Below are 17,180 nucleotides of genomic sequence, written 5' to 3' on the forward strand. Positions count from 1 at the left end.
AGCTGTCTATTCCGCGTTGCGATCGACGCCACGACCGCCGATCCGCCGGCCGCCGGCTCGAGGTTTTTGTCACGCGCCGTGGGAGGTGTGAGACACATGTTGCGCAAACTCCTGCTCGGCTTCGGGATCATCGAGATCCTCAAACCGGAGCCGATTATCGGGCTGTGCGAGCGGATCGGGCTGCGAAACTCCGGCGAGATCGAGCGACGGCCGTTGGCGCTGACGGGTGCCCGGATCGAGGGACTCGTCTTCGTCTGGTTGCTCGTCCGCGGCCGACAAGGATCGACACTCGTCTCTGCGTTGCTGGGGAGTGTCGGACTGACGCTCGTCCTGGTTCCCCGGCCGATAATCGAACTCAGCCAGCACCTAGTCTACGCCGAGACGGACCGGCTCGAGTTACAGCCGTGGGTAGTCCCCGCGGCGCGGCTGCTGGGTGTGCTCTATCTGATCGTGACCCTGCTCTCACGGAGTCCGGGCACCGAATCGGCCGGCAACAGCGGAGTTACCGAGAGTACAGACGACTCGGCACAGTCGGCAAGCCGACTCCCTTCGCGGTGACTCTCGACATGCGACGAGCACTGGTGATCGGCGTCGGGGTGCTCGAACTACTCGCCCCGAGACGTGTCATCCGGTTCGGCGAACGCCTCGCGTTTTCGAACCCCGAGGACGGACAGCTGCGATCACGGACAGTCCCGATCGCTCGGCTCGAGGGAGTCGTGTTCGTCTGGCTGGTCGGCCGCGAGGAGGGGCTGCCGGCCGGCAGTAAAGCCGTCCTCGCGACCGCCGGGATCGTGATGGCGCAGGTCCCGCAATCGGTCGTCGAGATGAACCTTCATCTGGCCTACGAGAACGCGGATGAACTCGAGCTGAAACGATGGGTTGTCCCGCTGACACGCCTGTTGGGCGTTGTTTCCCTGCTCGCTGGCCTGTTCGCGACGCCGGTCGATACGCCGACGGACTCGGACGCGCCTCGACGCGACGGGGCGGCAGAAACTTACCGGGCATCGTAGAGGACGAACTGTCGAGTCGGCTCAGTACTGGTGAACGTCGACGCCGTCTTCGGTGCCGACGTAGGTCGCGTCGGCCATCCCGACGAACAGACCGTGTTCGACGACGCCCGGAACCGTAGAGAGTCGCGTCGCCAGTCGGTCGGGGTCGTCGATCGGGCCGAACTCGCAGTCCAGCACCAGATTGCCGTTGTCGGTCACGACCGGCCCGTCCTTTCGTTCGGCCGCTCTGAGGGTCGCCTCGCCGCCCAGTTCGGTGAGGCGGTCCGCGACGACGGTGTGTGCGTCGGGGAGCACTTCGACGGGGACCGAGCGCTCGAGTCGGGCGGTCAGCTTCGAGGGGTCGGCGACGACGACGAATCGATCTGCCGCCGTATCGACGAGTTTCTCGCGCGCATGGGCCGCGCCGCCGCCCTTGATGAGCGCGCCATGAGCGGTGGCATCGGGCGCGTCGACGACCCGATCGGCACCGTCGATCGCGAGGTCGACGCCGTCGACGGCGTCGAGATCGGTCAGGGGAATCCCGACTTCCAGCGCCAGTTGCCGGGCTTGAAACGAGGTCGGGATGCCCCGGACATCGAGGCCGTCGTCGATCGCCCGTCCGATCGCCCGGATGGCGTGGGCGGTCGTCGACCCGGTGCCGAGTCCGACCACGAATCCGTTCTCGACGTCCGCAACCGCCCGTTCACCGGCGCGCCGTTTCGCTGCATCGGAACCGCCGTCCGTCTTCATGGGTGTGCAAGCGAGCGGCGGCGAGAAAAACGTTGCACCTCCGCCCGGCCCGTAGCGCTACCGGTTGGCCGCTATGGCCGACCGTATCAGAGGTCGACGTAGTCGAACCGCCAGAGGCCGAGTCCGATCGGGACGGCGGCCCAGACCGCGAGGATGACGAACCCGAACCAGGGCTCGGCGACGAGCGGCAGCGTCGAGATGTCGTACGCGCTGGCCACCGTGGGACCGGACTGGTTCAGCACGGCCCCGATCGCGGAGCCGTAGGCGGCGTCCGGTGATACCGCGTTGTAGACGAAGTACCAGCCGGGTGGTGACTCCATCAGAAACGTCCCCTCGATCACATAGAGGAGGATCGTGCCGACGATCCCCCAGATGACTTTGAACAGGATCACGACGCAGAGCGCACCGACCGCCGCCCTGGTCGTCGACCGCGTCATCGCGGAGAGCCCGACGCCGATGGCGACGTAGACGAGTCCGAACAGTATCGTCACGGCGGTGAACGCGACGTAATCGGTGAGCGAGACCGAACCGACGAACGCGAAGAGGCCGAGCAGGCCGATGGTAAAGCCCACGAAGATCGAAATGGCCACGACGCCAGTCCGGCCGAGCACCTTCCCGAGAACGACGTCGCGACGGCGGTGCGGGAGACCGAGCAGGAACTTCAGACTGCCGCTCTCTCGCTCGCCGGCGATCGCACCGTATCCGACGATCAGGGCGATAATCGGGACGAGAAACCCGGCGGGTGCCTGGAGAGTGAGAACCAGTTCGATCGTCGACTGGGCACTGGCGTCGTCGGACAGTCCCGAGAGCCACGATGCGAGGGCCGCGCCGCCGACGGTAAACAGGGCGAACAGGACGGTCAACCCGATCAGCACGCGCGACCGAATCGCATCCCGGAAATCCTTCTTCGCGACGATGATCGCACTCATTGTATCACCCCCGCACTGCCGGCCGCGTCCGAGGTGTAGGCGACGAACAGGTCCTCGAGCGAGGAGTCGTCGGTTTCGAAGTCCTCGACTGAGACGCCGTGCTCCTCGATTCGCCGCAGTACGGTCGTCTTCGCGCGGTCCTCGCAGGCGACGATGAGGGTCCGGCCCTCGGGCTCCACCGACGACACGCCGTCGATGGATTCGATCGCCGCGAGCGCGGCCGCGGAATCGTCGGGGATGCGGTCGAGCGTCACGCGGAGCCGGGTCTGGGTCGGCATCGAGTCGCGGAGGCCGTCGATGGTGTCCTCGGCGATCAGGTGGCCATCACGGAGAATGCCGACGCGGTCACAGACCGCCTCGACCTGCCCGAGAACGTGCGAGGAAAAGAAGATGGTCGCACCGCGGGCGTTCTCCTCACGGATGATTTCCCGCATCTCGCGGGCCCCGTTCGGGTCGAGGCCGGTCGAGGGCTCGTCGAGGATCAGCAGATCGGGCTCGCCGACAAGGGCCGTCGCGAGCATGAGCCGCTGGGCCATCCCTTTCGAGTAGCCGCCGGCTTTCTTCCCGGCGGCGTCGGCGATTCCGACCCGCTCGAGGAGTTCGTCGGGGTCGTCGTCGGCCGCTTTCGATTCGATCGCGAACTCGACGTGCTGGCGACCGGTCAGGCGGTCGTACAGCGTGGCCCCTTCGGGAAGGATGCCAGTCCGCTTGCGGATCTCGAGGCTATCCGATCGTGCGTCCAGATCGAAGACGCGGACGTCGCCGCGAGTCGGCCGGATGAAATCGAGCACGAGGTTGATCGTCGTGGACTTGCCCGCGCCGTTGGGGCCGAGAAAGCCGTATATGTCTCCGCTCTCGACGGTGAGGTCAAGTCCGTCGAGTGCCAGTTCGGTGCCGTATCGTTTCGTCACGCCGGAGATATCGATCGCGGTCACGTTAATTATCCAAGTTATTTACGTGCGGATATAAATACCTTGCTTGGGACCCCATCGCAACCGATCGCCGAGTGGACGAGTGCGCCAGCGGTAGCATTGCCCGTCGCCGGCCACTGAGCGGAGAGGCGTCTGCCGGTATCGACTGGGTGGCGTCGTCGTTTCGTGCTTGATCTAGTATATCACTGATGGAAAAAGTGAGAAAGAAATATAACACCTATTCGATTATCATCACTTGTATATGAGAGTACTCACGTCGCGTTCGATCGATCGAAGCGGTAGCGATCGACACTGGAAACCCGACGGTCGATCGATGGACGAGTCGAACGGGGTGGTGTGATGGTGCAACTCGCCCTCCTCCCGCTGCAGGCCGGCGGCGAAGCCGTCAACGTCGACTCCACGGCGACCCTCGTCGGGCTGATAATCGGGCTCATTATCAGTGTGCTAATCGCGGCCGGTGCCGGATACTGGGTGTACAAAGACGCCTCGAAGCGCGAGAACAACGAACTCCTGTGGGCGATCGGCGTCGCGGCGACGCTGTTCATCGTATTTCCGGTCGGAATCATCGTCCTGATCGCGTATGTCATCGTTCGGGGCAACGAAACGCAACCGGAACCGGTACAGGAAGGCGGAGCCGCCGGCGGCGACTGGTAGTCGCTGATCGGCTCGACGCCGATCCGGACGCATCGACGACCGGACGGACGCATCGACGACCGGACGGCCGCGGCCCCGCTTCGTTTGCGGCCCATGCTGTTGCGCCGAACTTTTTTTGAATCGTCCGTGGACGATCCTGCATGGCACGGGAGACGGCGGTCGCCCTCGAGAACGTCCGCAAGACCTATCGGATCGGCGAACCCGTTCACGCGCTCGACGGCGTCTCCCTCGCGGTGCCGCGGGGATCGTACACCGCGATCATGGGACCGAGCGGGTCCGGCAAGTCGACCCTGATGAACCTCGTGGGCTGTCTGGACACGCCGACGGCGGGCGAGGTCGTCGTCGGCGGCCGGCCGGTCGGCGAACTCGAGGACCGCGAACGGACGCGGCTCCGGGGGACGGAGGTGGGGTTCGTCTTCCAGACGTTCAATCTGATGCCGCGGCTGAACGCCCTCGAGAACGTGGCCCTGCCGCAGTTGTTCCAGGGTATCGATCGGGCCGAACGCCGGGAGCGGGCGCGGGACCTGCTCGAGCGGGTGGGCCTCGGCGACCGCGCGGAGCACCTGCCGAACGAACTATCGGGGGGCCAGCGACAGCGGGTGGCTCTCGCGCGAGCACTGGTCAACGACCCGGCGATCGTACTGGCCGACGAACCGTCGGGGAACCTCGATACCGACACCGAAGCGGACATTCTGGACCTCTTCGACGAGTTTCACGCGGCCGGGACGACGATGCTCGTCGTCACCCACGAGCGACACGTCGCCGACCGCGCCGACCGCATCGTCCACCTCCTCGATGGGACAATCGAACGGATCGAGGACCTCGAGCGCGGCAATGACGGTGGGTCGGCAGTGGACCCGGGACGCGGGACGGAGACGACACCCGACGCGGACGCCGATTCCGAGACGGGGTCGCCGACGGGACGTCGGGAGGCCGATTCCGAATGAATCCGCTCGAGAGCCTGCGTCTATCGTGGCGCTCCATTCGCGGTCACAAGCTCCGATCGGCGCTGACGACGCTGGGGATCGTGATCGGCATCGCGGCGGTGATCGCGTTCGTCACGCTGGGTGCCAGCCTCCAGGCGGGCATTATCGGCGACATCAGCCCGGACGACCGGCGCAACGTCTACGGCTGGGCCGCCGATCCCGACACCGAGGGTGGCCCCTTGGCGGGAGCCCAACCGGTGTTCACCCCGGACGACCTCGACTCGGTTGCGTCGCAACCGGACGTGGCGGCGGCCTACGGGTACGCGACGATTCAAACACAGGCGATCTCGAACGGCAATGAGACGGTCGCACAGGGGAACGGACTGATCGCCACGGGGCCGTCGTACATCCGTGAGGGCAGGCTGGCCGAGGGCAGGCAATTCGAGCGAGGGGACCGCGAGGGGGTTGTCAATCCCGCGGCGGCGAACCAGTTCGAGGAGAACGTCACTATCGGCGACGAACTCACGGTGACGATCCTCGGCGGCGAGCGCACGACGCTCGAGGTGGTCGGCATCACCGACACCAGCGAGGGACAGAGTCCGTTCGAAGGCTTCGAATCCTCGCCGCGGGTCTACGTGCCGACGGACCCCTACTACGTGGAGCAGGCGGCCGGACTGGGAATCGGCGGCGGGAGCGATGGAAGCGGGAACGATACCGGTGCCGGCAGTGAAAACGGAACCGGCACCGGTGACGCCCGCTTCCTCGCGATCATTATCGAAGCCGACTCCGCCGCCCAGTCCGATATCGACGCCGCCCGCGAGAGCGCGACCGCCTACCTCGAGAGCGAGCAGTCCGACGCGAGCGAGTTGCTGGGCGACGATCTCGCGGTCACGTTCCAGACGAGTACGGAACTGCTCCAGCAACTCCAGGACGTGCTGGCTCTGCTCCGGAACTTCATCGTCGGCATCGCGGCCATCTCCCTGCTGGTCGGCTCGATCGGCATCGCGAACATCATGCTCGTCAGCGTCACCGAACGGACCCGGGAGATCGGCATCATGAAAGCCGTGGGCGCGCAGAACCGCGACGTACTCGGGCTCTTCTTGACCGAAGCGGTGATCCTCGGCGTCATCGGCGCGATCCTGGGAACGGGGCTGGGGCTGCTCGGCGGCTATCTCGGCGCACAGTACATCGACCTGCCGCTGGTCTACCCTCTCGAGTACGTGGCGCTGGCGATCGGCGTCGGAGTTCTCGTCGGGATTCTCGCCGGCCTGTATCCAGCCTGGCGGGCCGCGCGAACGGACCCGATCGATGCGCTCAGATACGAGTAACCCGTCGTACAAAGCGCTTCAGCATCGCTTTCGGCGGTCGGAGCGGCTGGCATCGATCACAGTCGTGATCACCGATCCGACTCGTACTCTCGGTCACGGTCCGGGTAGCGATCCCCGTCGGACCCGGCCGACGGGTCCCGATCCGACCGTCCGTCGCGGTCCCACCCCCGCGTCGTCTCGGGATCGCGGTCCGGGGACGGCGGGACATCGGCAGCGTGGGACGGGCGCTCCGACGCCGTCGAGAAGCCGATCGTGTCCCGCGTCCGCCGTCGTTTCTCGGGATACTCGCGCGCGAGGTAGGCACCCAGATAGCCACCGAGCACCGAGAACCCGATGGTGTAGACGAGCACGATCAGGAGGGCGACGACGACGAAAATCGAGAGGACGGCGATGCCGCCGCCCGGAACGCCGCCGAGGAGTCCCAACCCGAGGAACCCGAAGACGAGGGCCCCTCCGGTCGCGATCGGGAGGAACATGACGAATCCGGCTATCACGCCCGCGATCGTTCCCGCCCGTCCGTCGGGTCCCTCGAGAAAGCCCGCGACGGCTCCGCCGAGGACGGTCGAGCCGGGGATAAACGAGAGCGCGACGCCGACGACGGCACCGATGATCGCGTTGACGAACGTGCGAGTGCTGACCATGCCGAACGGACGACGGGACCGGTGAAAATTGTGGCGGAGAACGGCGTAAATGGACAGGGGAAACGGTTGTCTCGAAGGGTACCCGCCGGTCGGTGGCAGCTTCAGTTCGTAGCTGTTCAGTATCACCAGAAGACATATGACCTGGTGGTGAGAACCCAAATGTGGGTTATGAGACATGATCAGGCCACCACAGAGAAGGGACTCTCGACCCGGCCGGACGGCGTCAGCAAGCGCCGATGGGTCGGTTCGAAACCACTCACCGCGGTCCGAGACGGTCGAGTTCTCGACCGCCGACGGCGAACGCAGTGTAGCCGCAGGAAGACTCGAGCGGGCGATAGTGGACCCGGCGAGCAGTGACCGATCACCGTGGACCCAACAACGATGACAGAACCAACCATGCTCGGACGGCTGAATGGAGTATTGAAAGAAAACTATCTTCTTCACGCAGTCATCGCGATGCTCGTCGTTTTCGTTATCAGAATCGGGTTCAACATCTATAACGGAGAGGACCCATCGTTCATCGAAGCAATCGCTTCCGGTGTATTCATGGGGGTAATATACTACGGCGGAATGAAATACGGCAGCTCGTAGTCGTCTCCGAGGAATGGCACGACACGATCGGACTCTCGTCCATGGACTGCGGATCGGATACGTCGACGTGGTGCGGGACTGGCGGACGCTCAAGCGGGACCGCGTCCGACTCGCGTTGCTCGCTGGTGCCGCTCTCTTCGGGACGCTCTATCTCGGACTGATGGCGCTGGTCGTCCAGGGTCGAACGGCCGACCTCGCGGCTCGAGCCGAGCCGTCGCTACCGCCGGCGGTGGGTTTGCTCGTGACGCTGCTGTGGCTGTCGAGTACTCTCATGTTCGGCCAGCGAGCGGCGGTCCGAACGATCGATATCGACGCCCCATCGCTGGTGCTGACCAGCGTTCGACCGAGAGCGGTGACGATCGGCGTTCTCTTCGCGGAGTTCCTGCGTGGACTCGCGTTCGTCGTCCTCCCGGTCGGCATCCTCGGTATCGGATTCGCCACCGGTGCCGGGACGCCCGTTCCGATCCTGACACTGCCGCTCGTTACCGTCCTCTTTCTGACGAGCAGCGTCTGCGCCGGCATTGCGATCGGTGCCGCGGTCGCCGTCTGGGGTCGCCGCGCCCGCTGGAAGACCGGGTACGTGGCCGGCGGGCTGGCCCTCTTCGGCGCGCTCGTCGTCGCCGGGGTGATGACACGACTGAGTACGACCCCGGAGCTGGCCGCGGGGCTGCCGACGAGTTGGTACGGCGACCTCTTCGTCGTCGGGACGCCGATCGCGGCGAGCCAGGCCCGCGCCTTCGGCGCGGTGCTCGGGACGGTCGCGATCGGCTACGCGGGCGCGACGGTAACCGAGCGGTTCGCAACGCAGCTCTGGCTCGGCGAAGTAGGAGCGGGCGGTAACGATCGAGGAGTCGCGGCCCCGGGCGAGCGATCACGGCCGTTCCCTCGCCTGCGAGGATGGATCGACCGTCCGACGCGGTACGTCGCGTGGCGATCGCTCCGCCGAGTAAAACGCGACCCGACCCGTCTCTCGCATCTCGGCCTCCCGCTGCTCGGGGCCGCGTGGTTGCTAGTCGATCTGGCACGGTCGACGACCGGACGGTCCCTGCTTCCGATCGCCGTCGGCCTCCTCGGGTCGTGGGTCGTCGGGAGCGTCCTGACGCTAAATCCGCTCGGTGACGACGGAGGGGCGTTACCGGCGACGCTGACATCGCCGGTCGACGGGAGCCAGTTCGTGCGGGGAACCGCACTGACGAGCGCGCTCGTCGGCGTTCCGCTGCTCGTCGCGGTCGGAAGCGCGGTCAGCATCACGACATCGGCGCTTCCGCTCGCGCTCGGACTGAGTCTCTGGGTCGGCGTTCACGGAGCGGCCGCCATCGGGATCGCACTCGCCGTCGGCATGCGCTTTCCCCGGTTCGGCGCGATACGGGTCAGCCGTCGGCGGGCCGTGGTCCCGCCGAGTTTGTCGGCGATCGTGGTCTACTCGATGACCGTACTGTCGCTCGGACTGATCGGGGTCGGCGCTCTCGTCGGTCCACGGCTCCTTTTGCACGACGGCGCGGCAGCAACGATCGCTCAGGGCGCGTCGGTACTGGTGTGGCTCTCCTTGGAAGGTGGAATCGGATACGGCTGTTATCGAGCGGCGGTACGGCGGTTCGATCGATATACGCTCGAGTGAGCGGTGACTACAGTTCCCGGCGGAGCGTGCCGGCGAGGTCGAAGTAAAACGAGAGAACGGCACACCCGAGCAGAACGACGATCGAACCGAGGTAGAGTTCGAGCCCGAGCGTCTCGAGCATCCAGTCCGGGTCGAGAAAGCCGGTTGCGATCACCAGCGTACAGACGGCTGCGATACCGGTGACGAGGACCGCGACCGGGAGCGATGTCTGCCGATTCATACCAGAATATCTATTGCCAGAGGTAATTAATTTAATGGATCTATCCCTCAGTCTGATTCAGTCCACATCGAGAGCCTGCCGGTCAACTGCAACGGAAAACGAGTATGGGTCACGGAGCAGTTCGAGGAACGGGCGACTGCCGATCACGAGGGAGTGTTTATTGTCGTTATAGTATTCAGGAAAGGTATATAATATATGGCAGCGTACTGAAGTCATAGGGCAGCGATTGATTGTAACAGTCATCGGACCAGCAACGGTGCGGACGATACAGAACCAGTGACGGAGAACACGATGATCGTACTTGTCGCGTATGAAACCCAAAAACGAACGCAAAGACGGACGCGAAAACGACGCGTACAGAGACGTGCAATCCCTGGCCGGAACACGGGACCGGCTTCGAATACTGGAAGTACTCTCGGAAGCACCCCACGCGCAGTCCGAGTTAGAAGAGAGAATCGACGTCCATCGAACGACGCTCAGACGTAACCTCCGGGAGTTACAGGAGCGGGATTGGATCACGAAACGAAGCGGGAAGGTATACGAGCTCACGCCGGGAGGGGAACTCGTTCTCTCGAGTTTCGCCGACCTGCTGCGGGACATCGAATCCGCGGCGAAGCTCGGATCGTTTCGTTCGAAAATCCCACGGGGGTTCCCAATCGACGCGGACGTGCTGTCGGCGGGCGAAATCGTGGTAAACGGGTTCGACGTGCCCTTCGCGGCTGTCAACGAGTTTACGTCGTTCATCGAACGCGCGGACCGACTGCAGCTGTGCGTTCCGGCGATCAACCCGAAATACACGTCCGTGCTCGCCCAACGCGAGTCGGCGACGGACATCGAAATCGTCGGGCCGACGAAGTGTTTCGAAACGGTCATTGAGACCGAACCGACCGAGTTCGATGCGTTACAGCGGTCGGAGACGGTGCAGATGATCGAGATCAACGAGTATCCGTCGTACGGAATCTGCATCGGTGAGCATCGATGTATGATCGTCGCGTACAACGACGAAAGCGGGATACACGGGGTGTTACGGATTGACAATTTGTCGTCCGATATCGGACGGTGGATGAAAGAGCGGTACGCATCGTTCAAGCGGCACGAGAATCGAATCGAGACGTACTGATCCTCGTTGGTCGCGATCAGACCGACGAACTGATATCGGGGCATCGGCCGCCCCGACGAGACGCGTCACAACTGCGTTGCAGACGGTGTCTTCCGGTAAGCCCAACTGCTGAGCGACCCGCTACGTCCGAGCACCGACTGCACGGACAGCGTTCACCGTTGGATGAGGAGGAAGTACTATCAATATTCTATAACACCTAGTGTAAATTGTACTAATGGAAGAAGATAATAACGCGACAGAAGATAATGGTCGAATTAACCGCCGAAATGTCCTCAAAACCGTCGGTGCCGCCGGGCTATTCGCCGCCGGGTCGACGGGAATGGCCGCCGCGGCGGACCGGATCTCGCAGGCGGAGGAGCCGAAACTCCTCACCGGCACCGAAAAACGGAATCTCGCCCGCGAACTCGCGAAGACACCCGCGTTCCGCGAACTCGCACAGCGCGCTCGAGCCGACGGGGCGCAGATCCGATCCGATTCCGACAGCATCGTTGCCGGCTACGCCCGGGGAGAGAACTTCGCTCGAGAGGTCGTCCAATACGATCTCGAGAACATGACGGACGCCGCCGAGGCTAGCATCGTCATCGGTCGCAATCCCGACAGCGGTGAGATCGAAGTCGCTAATCTCGATTACTACTACGAAACCGACGACGGTGTCCTCAACGAGGTGCACCGATTCGAACCGACGAACGCGTCGGAAACCGACGGGGTGCGGTCCGCAGCCGCGTCCGACGGAGCGACGGTCATTTCCGTCGATACGGACGCGATCCGAGAAGCGCAAAACAGCGAGATCGACGTAGACGAGAACAGTCCCTCGGGAACCGCACCCACCCCGACAGATATCGATATCACGGGCTGTAGCGCCTGCAAATACGCCGCAGGTCAGGTCTGTACCATCGGCTGTAGCGCCGCCGGCGGATTCATCTGCGGGCTCCTCGGTATCACTATTCCGGTCGCGGGGCTCAGCTGTCTGGGCTTCGTTGAAATCGTCTGTACTGTCGCCGACGAGTACAGCGGTTGCGGTGACGCGGTCGCCGAAGAGGCCTGTGATCGAGCGGGGCTCTGTTAGACGGCTCGCTACGACGAGTTCGAACCGGTCGCAGCGAACCCTCCGTTCCGGAACGAGCGACGTGATGGGGACGGCTGTCCGGTAGCGGGACGGCTCGAACACCACCGCTCCCGGTCAGTCGTCGACGGCCTGCGAACTCGAGTCCTCGAACGTCGTCTCGGTATCGGCAGCCGCGTTTGGCGGCTCCTGGTCGTCGGCTTCGACGAGTTCGGTAAACGTCGTGTCGCCGTTGACTTCGTCGGCGAGCAGGTCGACGGCTTCGACGAAGACCGCGACGATCAGCGGCCCGACGACGATGCCGATCGGGCCGAGCGTGAAGAGCCCGCCGGTAAAGCCGACGAAGTAGAGGCTGCCGGGTAGGCCGGCCGACCGGCGGGAGAGCCGCGGTCGGACGGCGAGGTCGGGCAGCCAGGCCACGAATACGAGCCCCAAAACGCCGATCAGGGTCGCCGCGACGAGGTCGCCGACCGCGACGTGGTAGAGCGTGATAGGGGCGATGAGCATACTCGGACCGATGATGGGGACGAACTGTAAGACGGCGGCCATGATCGAAAGCGTCAGTGCAGCCTCGTAGCCGAGGAGTCGGAACAGTGGGTACGCGACGAGAAGCGTCGCGATCGAGGTCGCGACCTGCAGGACGTAAATCGCGTACAGCGTCTCGCGGGCCCGTTTGGTGAGCGCGTAGACGACATCACGATAGCCGTAGGGAATCGGCGCGACGGCGGCTCGACCCGCTTCGTCACCCTTGAGCAGGAGGCCGAACATGAGAACGATAAACAGCGCGAACTTGATCCCGAGCACCGGCAGCGCCAGCGCGAACGAGGTCGCGGCGTCGCTGAGATAGTCGATCGCAAGCGCCTGTATCTCCCCGGCTTCGACGGTGTACGTCGCCTCGAGCACCGTCACGGAGAGTTCTCGAGGGAGGGCCTTGACGGCGTCGAGCACCTGCTCGATGCGGAAATACAGCGCGACGACGATCGGTGCGAAGACCGCGATAGCGGCGACGAAGCCGACGACGGTCGCCGCGAGCGCGCCGGTCCACTCGGAGAGGCCGCGCCTGACGAGCCAGCCTTGAACGGGCAGAAGGACGTAGGCGACGGTGAGCGCAAAGAGGATCGTCCCGAGAACGTCGAGCAGGATACCGCCCGTGAGGACGCCGAGGGCGACGACGATTCCAGCGAGGACGTATCGTCGCCGGCCGTTCGAACTCGCCGGTCCGGTCGATGATCCTGTCACAGCGGTGCGTCTCACCCGGACGATAAAGTCTTTCGGCTCTGACGGCGGTGCTGGAACGAAACGATGCCGATCACGGGCCTTAAGACTACCCAGTGCAACCACCCGGTAATGAGACGACGAACGTTCGTTGGCGCAGTCGGTGGGGGTGCAGTCGCCGGCGTCGCAGGCTGTCTGACACGCGACAGTACGTCGGGAGGCAGCGACGGCGATACGCTTCGCATTGCGACCTACCCCTCGATGGTCGAAGAGGGGGACCCCGCCGGCGTGTGGCTCAAGGAAGCGTTCGAGTCGGCGTATCCCGAAGCCGAGATCTCCTGGACGGTGCCCGAAAACGGCATCAACACCTACATCCAACGGGCGCGACAGGACACCGTCGACGCGGACGTGTACTTCGGTCTCAACATCGACGAACTCGTCCGTGTCGACGACAGTCTCGACGGGCAACTGTTCCGATCGCTCGAGTGGGACCGGATCGAGGGCGTCGATCGGCTCCGGGACGATCTCACGTTCGGCGATCCAAACGGCCGCGTGCTCCCGTACGATACGGGCTACATCAGCCTCGTGTACGACGAGAGCGTCGTCGCCCCGCCGGAATCGCTCGATGCGTTGCTCGGTGCCGAGTACGAGGACACCCTGATCACCCAGAACGCCCAGTCGTCCGATCCGGGGCTGGCGTTCCTGCTCTGGACCATCGCGGAGTACGGGGCCGACGGCTACCTCGAGTACTGGCGCGCGCTTCGGGACAACGGCGTACAGATCCTCGACGGGTGGAGCGAGTCGTACTTCGGATCGTACACCGAGGAGGAGCGGCCGATGATCGTCTCCTACTCGACTGATCAGGTGTTCCACGCGACGGGCGATGAGCCCGACCTCACCAGACATCAGATCGCGTTTCCGAACGGGCAAGGGTACGAGAATCCGGAGGGAATGGCGATCTTCGCCGACAGTGACAAGGCGGACCTCGCCGCCGATTTCATGGCGTTCGTACTCTCGAGCGAAGCGCAGGCCGAGATCGCGCAGCGAAACGTCCAGTTCCCCGCCGTCGCCGACGACCACGTCGACCTCGACGAGAGCTTCAGCCAGTACGCTCACGCACCCGCGGAGCCGGTTACGTTTACGTACGACGACCTTCGGGGCACCCTCAACGGCTGGATCGAGGACTGGGCGCGCGAATTCGCCAGCCAGTAGGCTCGTGTCTCGACCGAACCGGTCCGAGCGGGGAGCCCGGCTGCGACGGCGATCGGCCGACGTTCGCCGCTGGCTCGAGCGCCGCGCGCTCGCGTTGACGACGCTCGTCACGGCCGGCGTCCTCGCCGTCATGCTCTACCTGCCGGTCGGCGTCGTCTTCGGTGAGGCGGTGATCGACGACGGCGCGGCGACGCTCGCGTTCTTCCGTGCGGTCCTCACCGATCCGTTCTACGTCGGCGTCCTCGCGGACGTCTTCGCGGAGCCGCTGGCAGTGAAAACGCACCTCGAGTCGCTGGTCGGCTGGCTCGGGGCGATTTCGGTGGCCGTGTCGTTCGAGTCCCCGCTGCCCGGCGTTTCGCTGCCGGTCCCGTGGCTCGCTCTCGAGGTGCCGCCGATCCGAAAGGGACTGTTCGGCTTTACCGCGTATCAGGCCGCGCTGTCGACGATCGCGAGCGTCGCGCTTGGACTGCCCGCCGCCTACGTCCTCGCGAACTACGAGTTCCGGGGCCGGCGAACGCTACGTTCGCTGACGATCCTCCCGTTCGTGCTGCCGGGAATCATGGTCGCCGTGGGGTTCTACGCGATGTTCGGCCGGGCGGGCACGCTCAACCAGGGACTCGCTCTCGTCGGACTGGGACCGATCCCGTTCATCGAGTGGAACCCGCTCGCCATCGTGATCGTCGCCCACGCGTTCTACAACGCGCCGCTGGTCGCTCGCGTGACCGTCGCCGCCTGGGAATCCGTCGACGCCCGAAGCGTCGAAACCGCACGCAGTCTCGGGGCGAGTCCCCGTCGCGCGTTCCGCGATGTGGTCGTTCCGCAGCTCCTGCCGGCTATCCTGACGGGCGCGTTGCTGACGTTTATTTTCACCTTCATGACTTTCCCCATCGTGCTCGCGCTGGGCGGGCTCCAACTCGCGACCGTCGAAGTCTGGATCTACGATCGGGTCCGCCGGCTCGCGTACTCCGAGGCGGCGACGCTGGCCGTCCTCGAGACGCTCCTCTCGCTTGCCCTGACCTACACCTACCTGCGGTACGAGTCCGCCCAGTCCGGCCTGGCTCGAGCGGCGACCGCACCGTCCCGAACGCCGCTGTTCCCGGACCGTCGGACGGCACTGTCGCCGCGGCGGCTGGCGATCGTCGGTTACGGGCTCGTCACCCTCGTCGTCTTCGTCGGCCCGCTGGCGAGTCTCGTCGTCGGGAGCGTGACCGACGGGAGCGGGTTCACGCTGGCTCACTACGCGTTCCTGCTCGAGCGCCAGCTCGAAGGGGCGTCGTACCAGACGTTACCGTGGGTCGCGATCCGGAACTCGCTGCTGTTCGGCGTCGCAACGTTGGCCGTCGCCGTCCCGATGGGCGTCGTCGTCTCGGTCGTGACGGTCCGGGCCGGTCGCGGCGGCACGATCGTCGATACGCTGGCGATGCTCCCGCTGGCGGTCAGCGGCGTCGTGTTCGGGATCGGGCTGTTACGTGGCTTGGTCTTCGGCGTTTCGCTGCCCGGCGGCTGGCAGTTTCGGGTGACGGGCGGGGTCGCGATCGTTGCCGCTCATGCGGTCGCGGCGTACCCCTTCGTCACGCGCAACGTCTCGCCGCTCCTGTCGACGCTCGATCCGGCACTGGTCGAGTCCGCGCGTGCGCTCGGGGCTTCCCGGTATCGCGCCCTCCGAGACGTGGAGTTGCCGCTGGTGGCCAGCGGGATCGTCGCCGGCGCAGCCTTCGCGTTCGCCATCTCGATCGGCGAGTTCTCTTCGACGGTGCTATTGGCCAGCGGAAGCCAGACCTACACCATGCCCGTTGCCGTCGAGCGCTATCTCGGCCGCCGCTCCGGGCCCGCGGTCGCCATGGGAACCGTGCTGTTGGTCGTCACGGCCGCGAGTTTCGTCGTCGTCGACCGCGTCGGCGGGAGGTTCGAGCGATGACCGAACTCCGTCTCGAGGGCGTCTCGAAAGTCTACGGGGCGAACGGAACCGGGACCAGCGCGCTCGAGGGCGTCGACATCACCGTTCGCGACGGCGAGTTTTTCACCCTGGTCGGCCCCTCCGGCTGCGGCAAGACCACGACGCTGCGGACGATCGCCGGCTTCGAAGCACCGACCGACGGAACCATCCGTTTCGACGGACGGGAGATGGGCGATGTCCCGCCCGAACGGCGGGATGTCGGCGTCGTCTTCCAGAGCTACGCCCTGTTCCCCCACATGAGCGTCGCCGAGAACGTCGGCTACGGCCTCAGATTTCGGGAGCCACCGGACGGCGTGACGGTCGACGACCGCGTCGCCGACCTGCTCGAACTGGTCGATCTCGAGGGGATGGGCGACCGCGACCCGGATCAGCTGTCCGGGGGACAGCGACAGCGGGTGGCACTGGCACGGGCGCTCGCGCCGGCACCGGACCTGCTCTTGCTCGACGAGCCGATGAGCGCGCTCGACGCACAGCTTCGGGAGTCACTGCGTCGCCAGGTCAGCCGGATTCAGTCCGAACTCGGAATCACGACCGTCTACGTCACCCACGACCAGGCGGAGGCGCTGGCGATCTCCGATCGAGTCGCGGTCATGAACGGAGGACGGATCGAACAGGTCGGCCGGCCACAGGAGGTCTATCGGGAGCCCGCGACGCGGTTCGTCGCCGAGTTCGTCGGCGACAACAACGTTTTCGAGGGCGACGTACGGGGCCGGAACGGCGAGTACTCCCGGATAGCTATCGACGGCGAGACGTTCTCGCTGCCGTCGATCCCCGACGGAGCCGATCGTGTCACCTTCTGCGTGCGGCCGGGAGCGCTCTCGCAGGCTGCCGATCACAACCGGCTGCCGGTGACCGTCGAAACCAGCGAGTTCCTCGGGGAAACCGTCCGGGTCAACGGCCGATGGAACGGTCGCAGGGTCGTCCTGCAGCTTCCGGCCGTCCCCGAGAGCGCCGAGCTCACCGTCGGGTTCGCGCCCGACGACGCACACGTCATCGACCTCGACCGGGACTGATTCGGATCCCGCCTACCGGGGC

At 65.1% G+C, this 17,180-nt stretch carries 18 protein-coding genes; 12 read left to right on the top strand and 6 right to left on the bottom strand.

Annotated elements, in window-relative coordinates; translation table 11 throughout:
- The first annotated feature begins 96 nt into the window (after window positions 1–96).
- Window positions 97–558 (top strand): hypothetical protein, encoded by a 462-nt coding sequence (locus tag FGF80_RS17300; RefSeq protein ID WP_138655383.1) that lies wholly within the window; start codon window positions 97–99, stop codon window positions 556–558.
- Window positions 559–566: 8 nt separating this feature from the next.
- The gene (locus tag FGF80_RS17305) at window positions 567–1,010 is read left to right on the top strand and encodes a hypothetical protein (RefSeq protein WP_138655385.1); all 444 of its coding nucleotides are present in this window, start codon (window positions 567–569) and stop codon (window positions 1,008–1,010) included.
- Between the two features lie 21 nt (window positions 1,011–1,031).
- On the opposite strand, the gene rpiA is transcribed toward FGF80_RS17305, so the two are convergent.
- From rpiA to FGF80_RS17320, 3 genes are all read right to left on the bottom strand, one after another.
- Entirely contained in the window at window positions 1,032–1,739 is a 708-nt protein-coding gene (gene rpiA / locus FGF80_RS17310; RefSeq protein ID WP_138655387.1) for a ribose-5-phosphate isomerase RpiA, read from the bottom strand.
- Between the two features lie 86 nt (window positions 1,740–1,825).
- Window positions 1,826–2,668 carry an ABC transporter permease gene (locus tag FGF80_RS17315; RefSeq protein WP_138655389.1) on the bottom strand — a complete coding sequence of 281 codons (843 nt, stop codon included), beginning with the start codon at window positions 2,666–2,668 and terminating at the stop codon, window positions 1,826–1,828.
- Window positions 2,665–3,603 (bottom strand): ABC transporter ATP-binding protein, encoded by a 939-nt coding sequence (locus tag FGF80_RS17320; protein WP_006184981.1) that lies wholly within the window; start codon window positions 3,601–3,603, stop codon window positions 2,665–2,667. Before FGF80_RS17320 ends, FGF80_RS17315 begins: the two co-directional genes overlap by 4 nt.
- Window positions 3,604–3,939: 336 nt before the next feature.
- On the opposite strand from FGF80_RS17320, the gene FGF80_RS17325 reads away from it, so the two are divergent.
- The 3 genes from FGF80_RS17325 to FGF80_RS17335 all read left to right on the top strand — a co-directional run bounded on the left by FGF80_RS17325 (window position 3,940) and on the right by FGF80_RS17335 (window position 6,508).
- Window positions 3,940–4,254 (top strand): hypothetical protein, encoded by a 315-nt coding sequence (locus tag FGF80_RS17325; RefSeq protein ID WP_138655391.1) that lies wholly within the window; start codon window positions 3,940–3,942, stop codon window positions 4,252–4,254.
- Window positions 4,255–4,394: 140 nt separating this feature from the next.
- Entirely contained in the window at window positions 4,395–5,201 is an 807-nt protein-coding gene (locus tag FGF80_RS17330) for an ABC transporter ATP-binding protein (protein ID WP_006184983.1), read from the top strand.
- Complete coding sequence (locus FGF80_RS17335; protein ID WP_138655392.1) at window positions 5,198–6,508, top strand: ABC transporter permease; 1,311 nt, start codon at window positions 5,198–5,200, stop codon at window positions 6,506–6,508. The genes FGF80_RS17330 and FGF80_RS17335 overlap by 4 nt, the downstream gene beginning before the upstream one ends.
- A gap of 68 nt (window positions 6,509–6,576) precedes the next feature.
- On the opposite strand, the gene FGF80_RS17340 is transcribed toward FGF80_RS17335, so the two are convergent.
- A complete protein-coding gene (locus FGF80_RS17340) occupies window positions 6,577–7,149 on the bottom strand; it encodes a DUF5518 domain-containing protein (protein ID WP_138655394.1) in 573 nt (190 codons plus the stop codon).
- Window positions 7,150–7,530: 381 nt separating this feature from the next.
- Between FGF80_RS17340 and FGF80_RS17345 the strand changes: the two genes are divergently transcribed.
- Window positions 7,531–7,740: a hypothetical protein gene (locus FGF80_RS17345; RefSeq protein ID WP_238705314.1), complete on the top strand. Its 210-nt coding sequence runs from the start codon at window positions 7,531–7,533 to the stop codon at window positions 7,738–7,740.
- Window positions 7,741–7,753: 13 nt separating this feature from the next.
- Complete coding sequence (locus FGF80_RS17350; protein WP_138655396.1) at window positions 7,754–9,358, top strand: hypothetical protein; 1,605 nt, start codon at window positions 7,754–7,756, stop codon at window positions 9,356–9,358.
- Between the two features lie 7 nt (window positions 9,359–9,365).
- On the opposite strand, the gene FGF80_RS17355 is transcribed toward FGF80_RS17350, so the two are convergent.
- On the bottom strand, window positions 9,366–9,578 hold the full coding sequence (locus FGF80_RS17355; protein WP_049908000.1) for a hypothetical protein: 213 nt from the start codon (window positions 9,576–9,578) through the stop codon (window positions 9,366–9,368).
- Between the two features lie 310 nt (window positions 9,579–9,888).
- Here FGF80_RS17355 and FGF80_RS17360 point away from each other — a divergent pair, with 310 nt between their 5' ends.
- On the top strand, window positions 9,889–10,698 hold the full coding sequence (locus FGF80_RS17360; protein ID WP_138655398.1) for a helix-turn-helix transcriptional regulator: 810 nt from the start codon (window positions 9,889–9,891) through the stop codon (window positions 10,696–10,698).
- Between the two features lie 214 nt (window positions 10,699–10,912).
- Entirely contained in the window at window positions 10,913–11,764 is an 852-nt protein-coding gene (locus tag FGF80_RS19665; protein WP_238705315.1) for a halocin C8-like domain-containing protein, read from the top strand.
- 114 nt (window positions 11,765–11,878) lie between these two features.
- On the opposite strand, the gene FGF80_RS17375 is transcribed toward FGF80_RS19665, so the two are convergent.
- Complete coding sequence (locus tag FGF80_RS17375; protein ID WP_138655404.1) at window positions 11,879–13,000, bottom strand: AI-2E family transporter; 1,122 nt, start codon at window positions 12,998–13,000, stop codon at window positions 11,879–11,881.
- Window positions 13,001–13,108: 108 nt separating this feature from the next.
- Between FGF80_RS17375 and FGF80_RS17380 the strand changes: the two genes are divergently transcribed.
- The 3 genes from FGF80_RS17380 to FGF80_RS17390 are packed head-to-tail and all read left to right on the top strand — an operon-like array spanning window position 13,109 to window position 17,158.
- Window positions 13,109–14,188, top strand: coding sequence for a thiamine ABC transporter substrate-binding protein (locus FGF80_RS17380; protein ID WP_138655406.1), 1,080 nt, complete (start codon window positions 13,109–13,111; stop codon window positions 14,186–14,188).
- A gap of 4 nt (window positions 14,189–14,192) precedes the next feature.
- The gene (locus tag FGF80_RS17385) at window positions 14,193–16,106 is read left to right on the top strand and encodes an ABC transporter permease (protein WP_006184994.1); all 1,914 of its coding nucleotides are present in this window, start codon (window positions 14,193–14,195) and stop codon (window positions 16,104–16,106) included.
- Entirely contained in the window at window positions 16,103–17,158 is a 1,056-nt protein-coding gene (locus tag FGF80_RS17390; RefSeq protein ID WP_006184995.1) for an ABC transporter ATP-binding protein, read from the top strand. Before FGF80_RS17385 ends, FGF80_RS17390 begins: the two co-directional genes overlap by 4 nt.
- Window positions 17,159–17,180 lie beyond the last annotated feature (22 nt).

The organism is Natrinema pallidum (genome assembly GCF_005890195.1).
Classification (GTDB): domain Archaea; phylum Halobacteriota; class Halobacteria; order Halobacteriales; family Natrialbaceae; genus Natrinema; species Natrinema pallidum.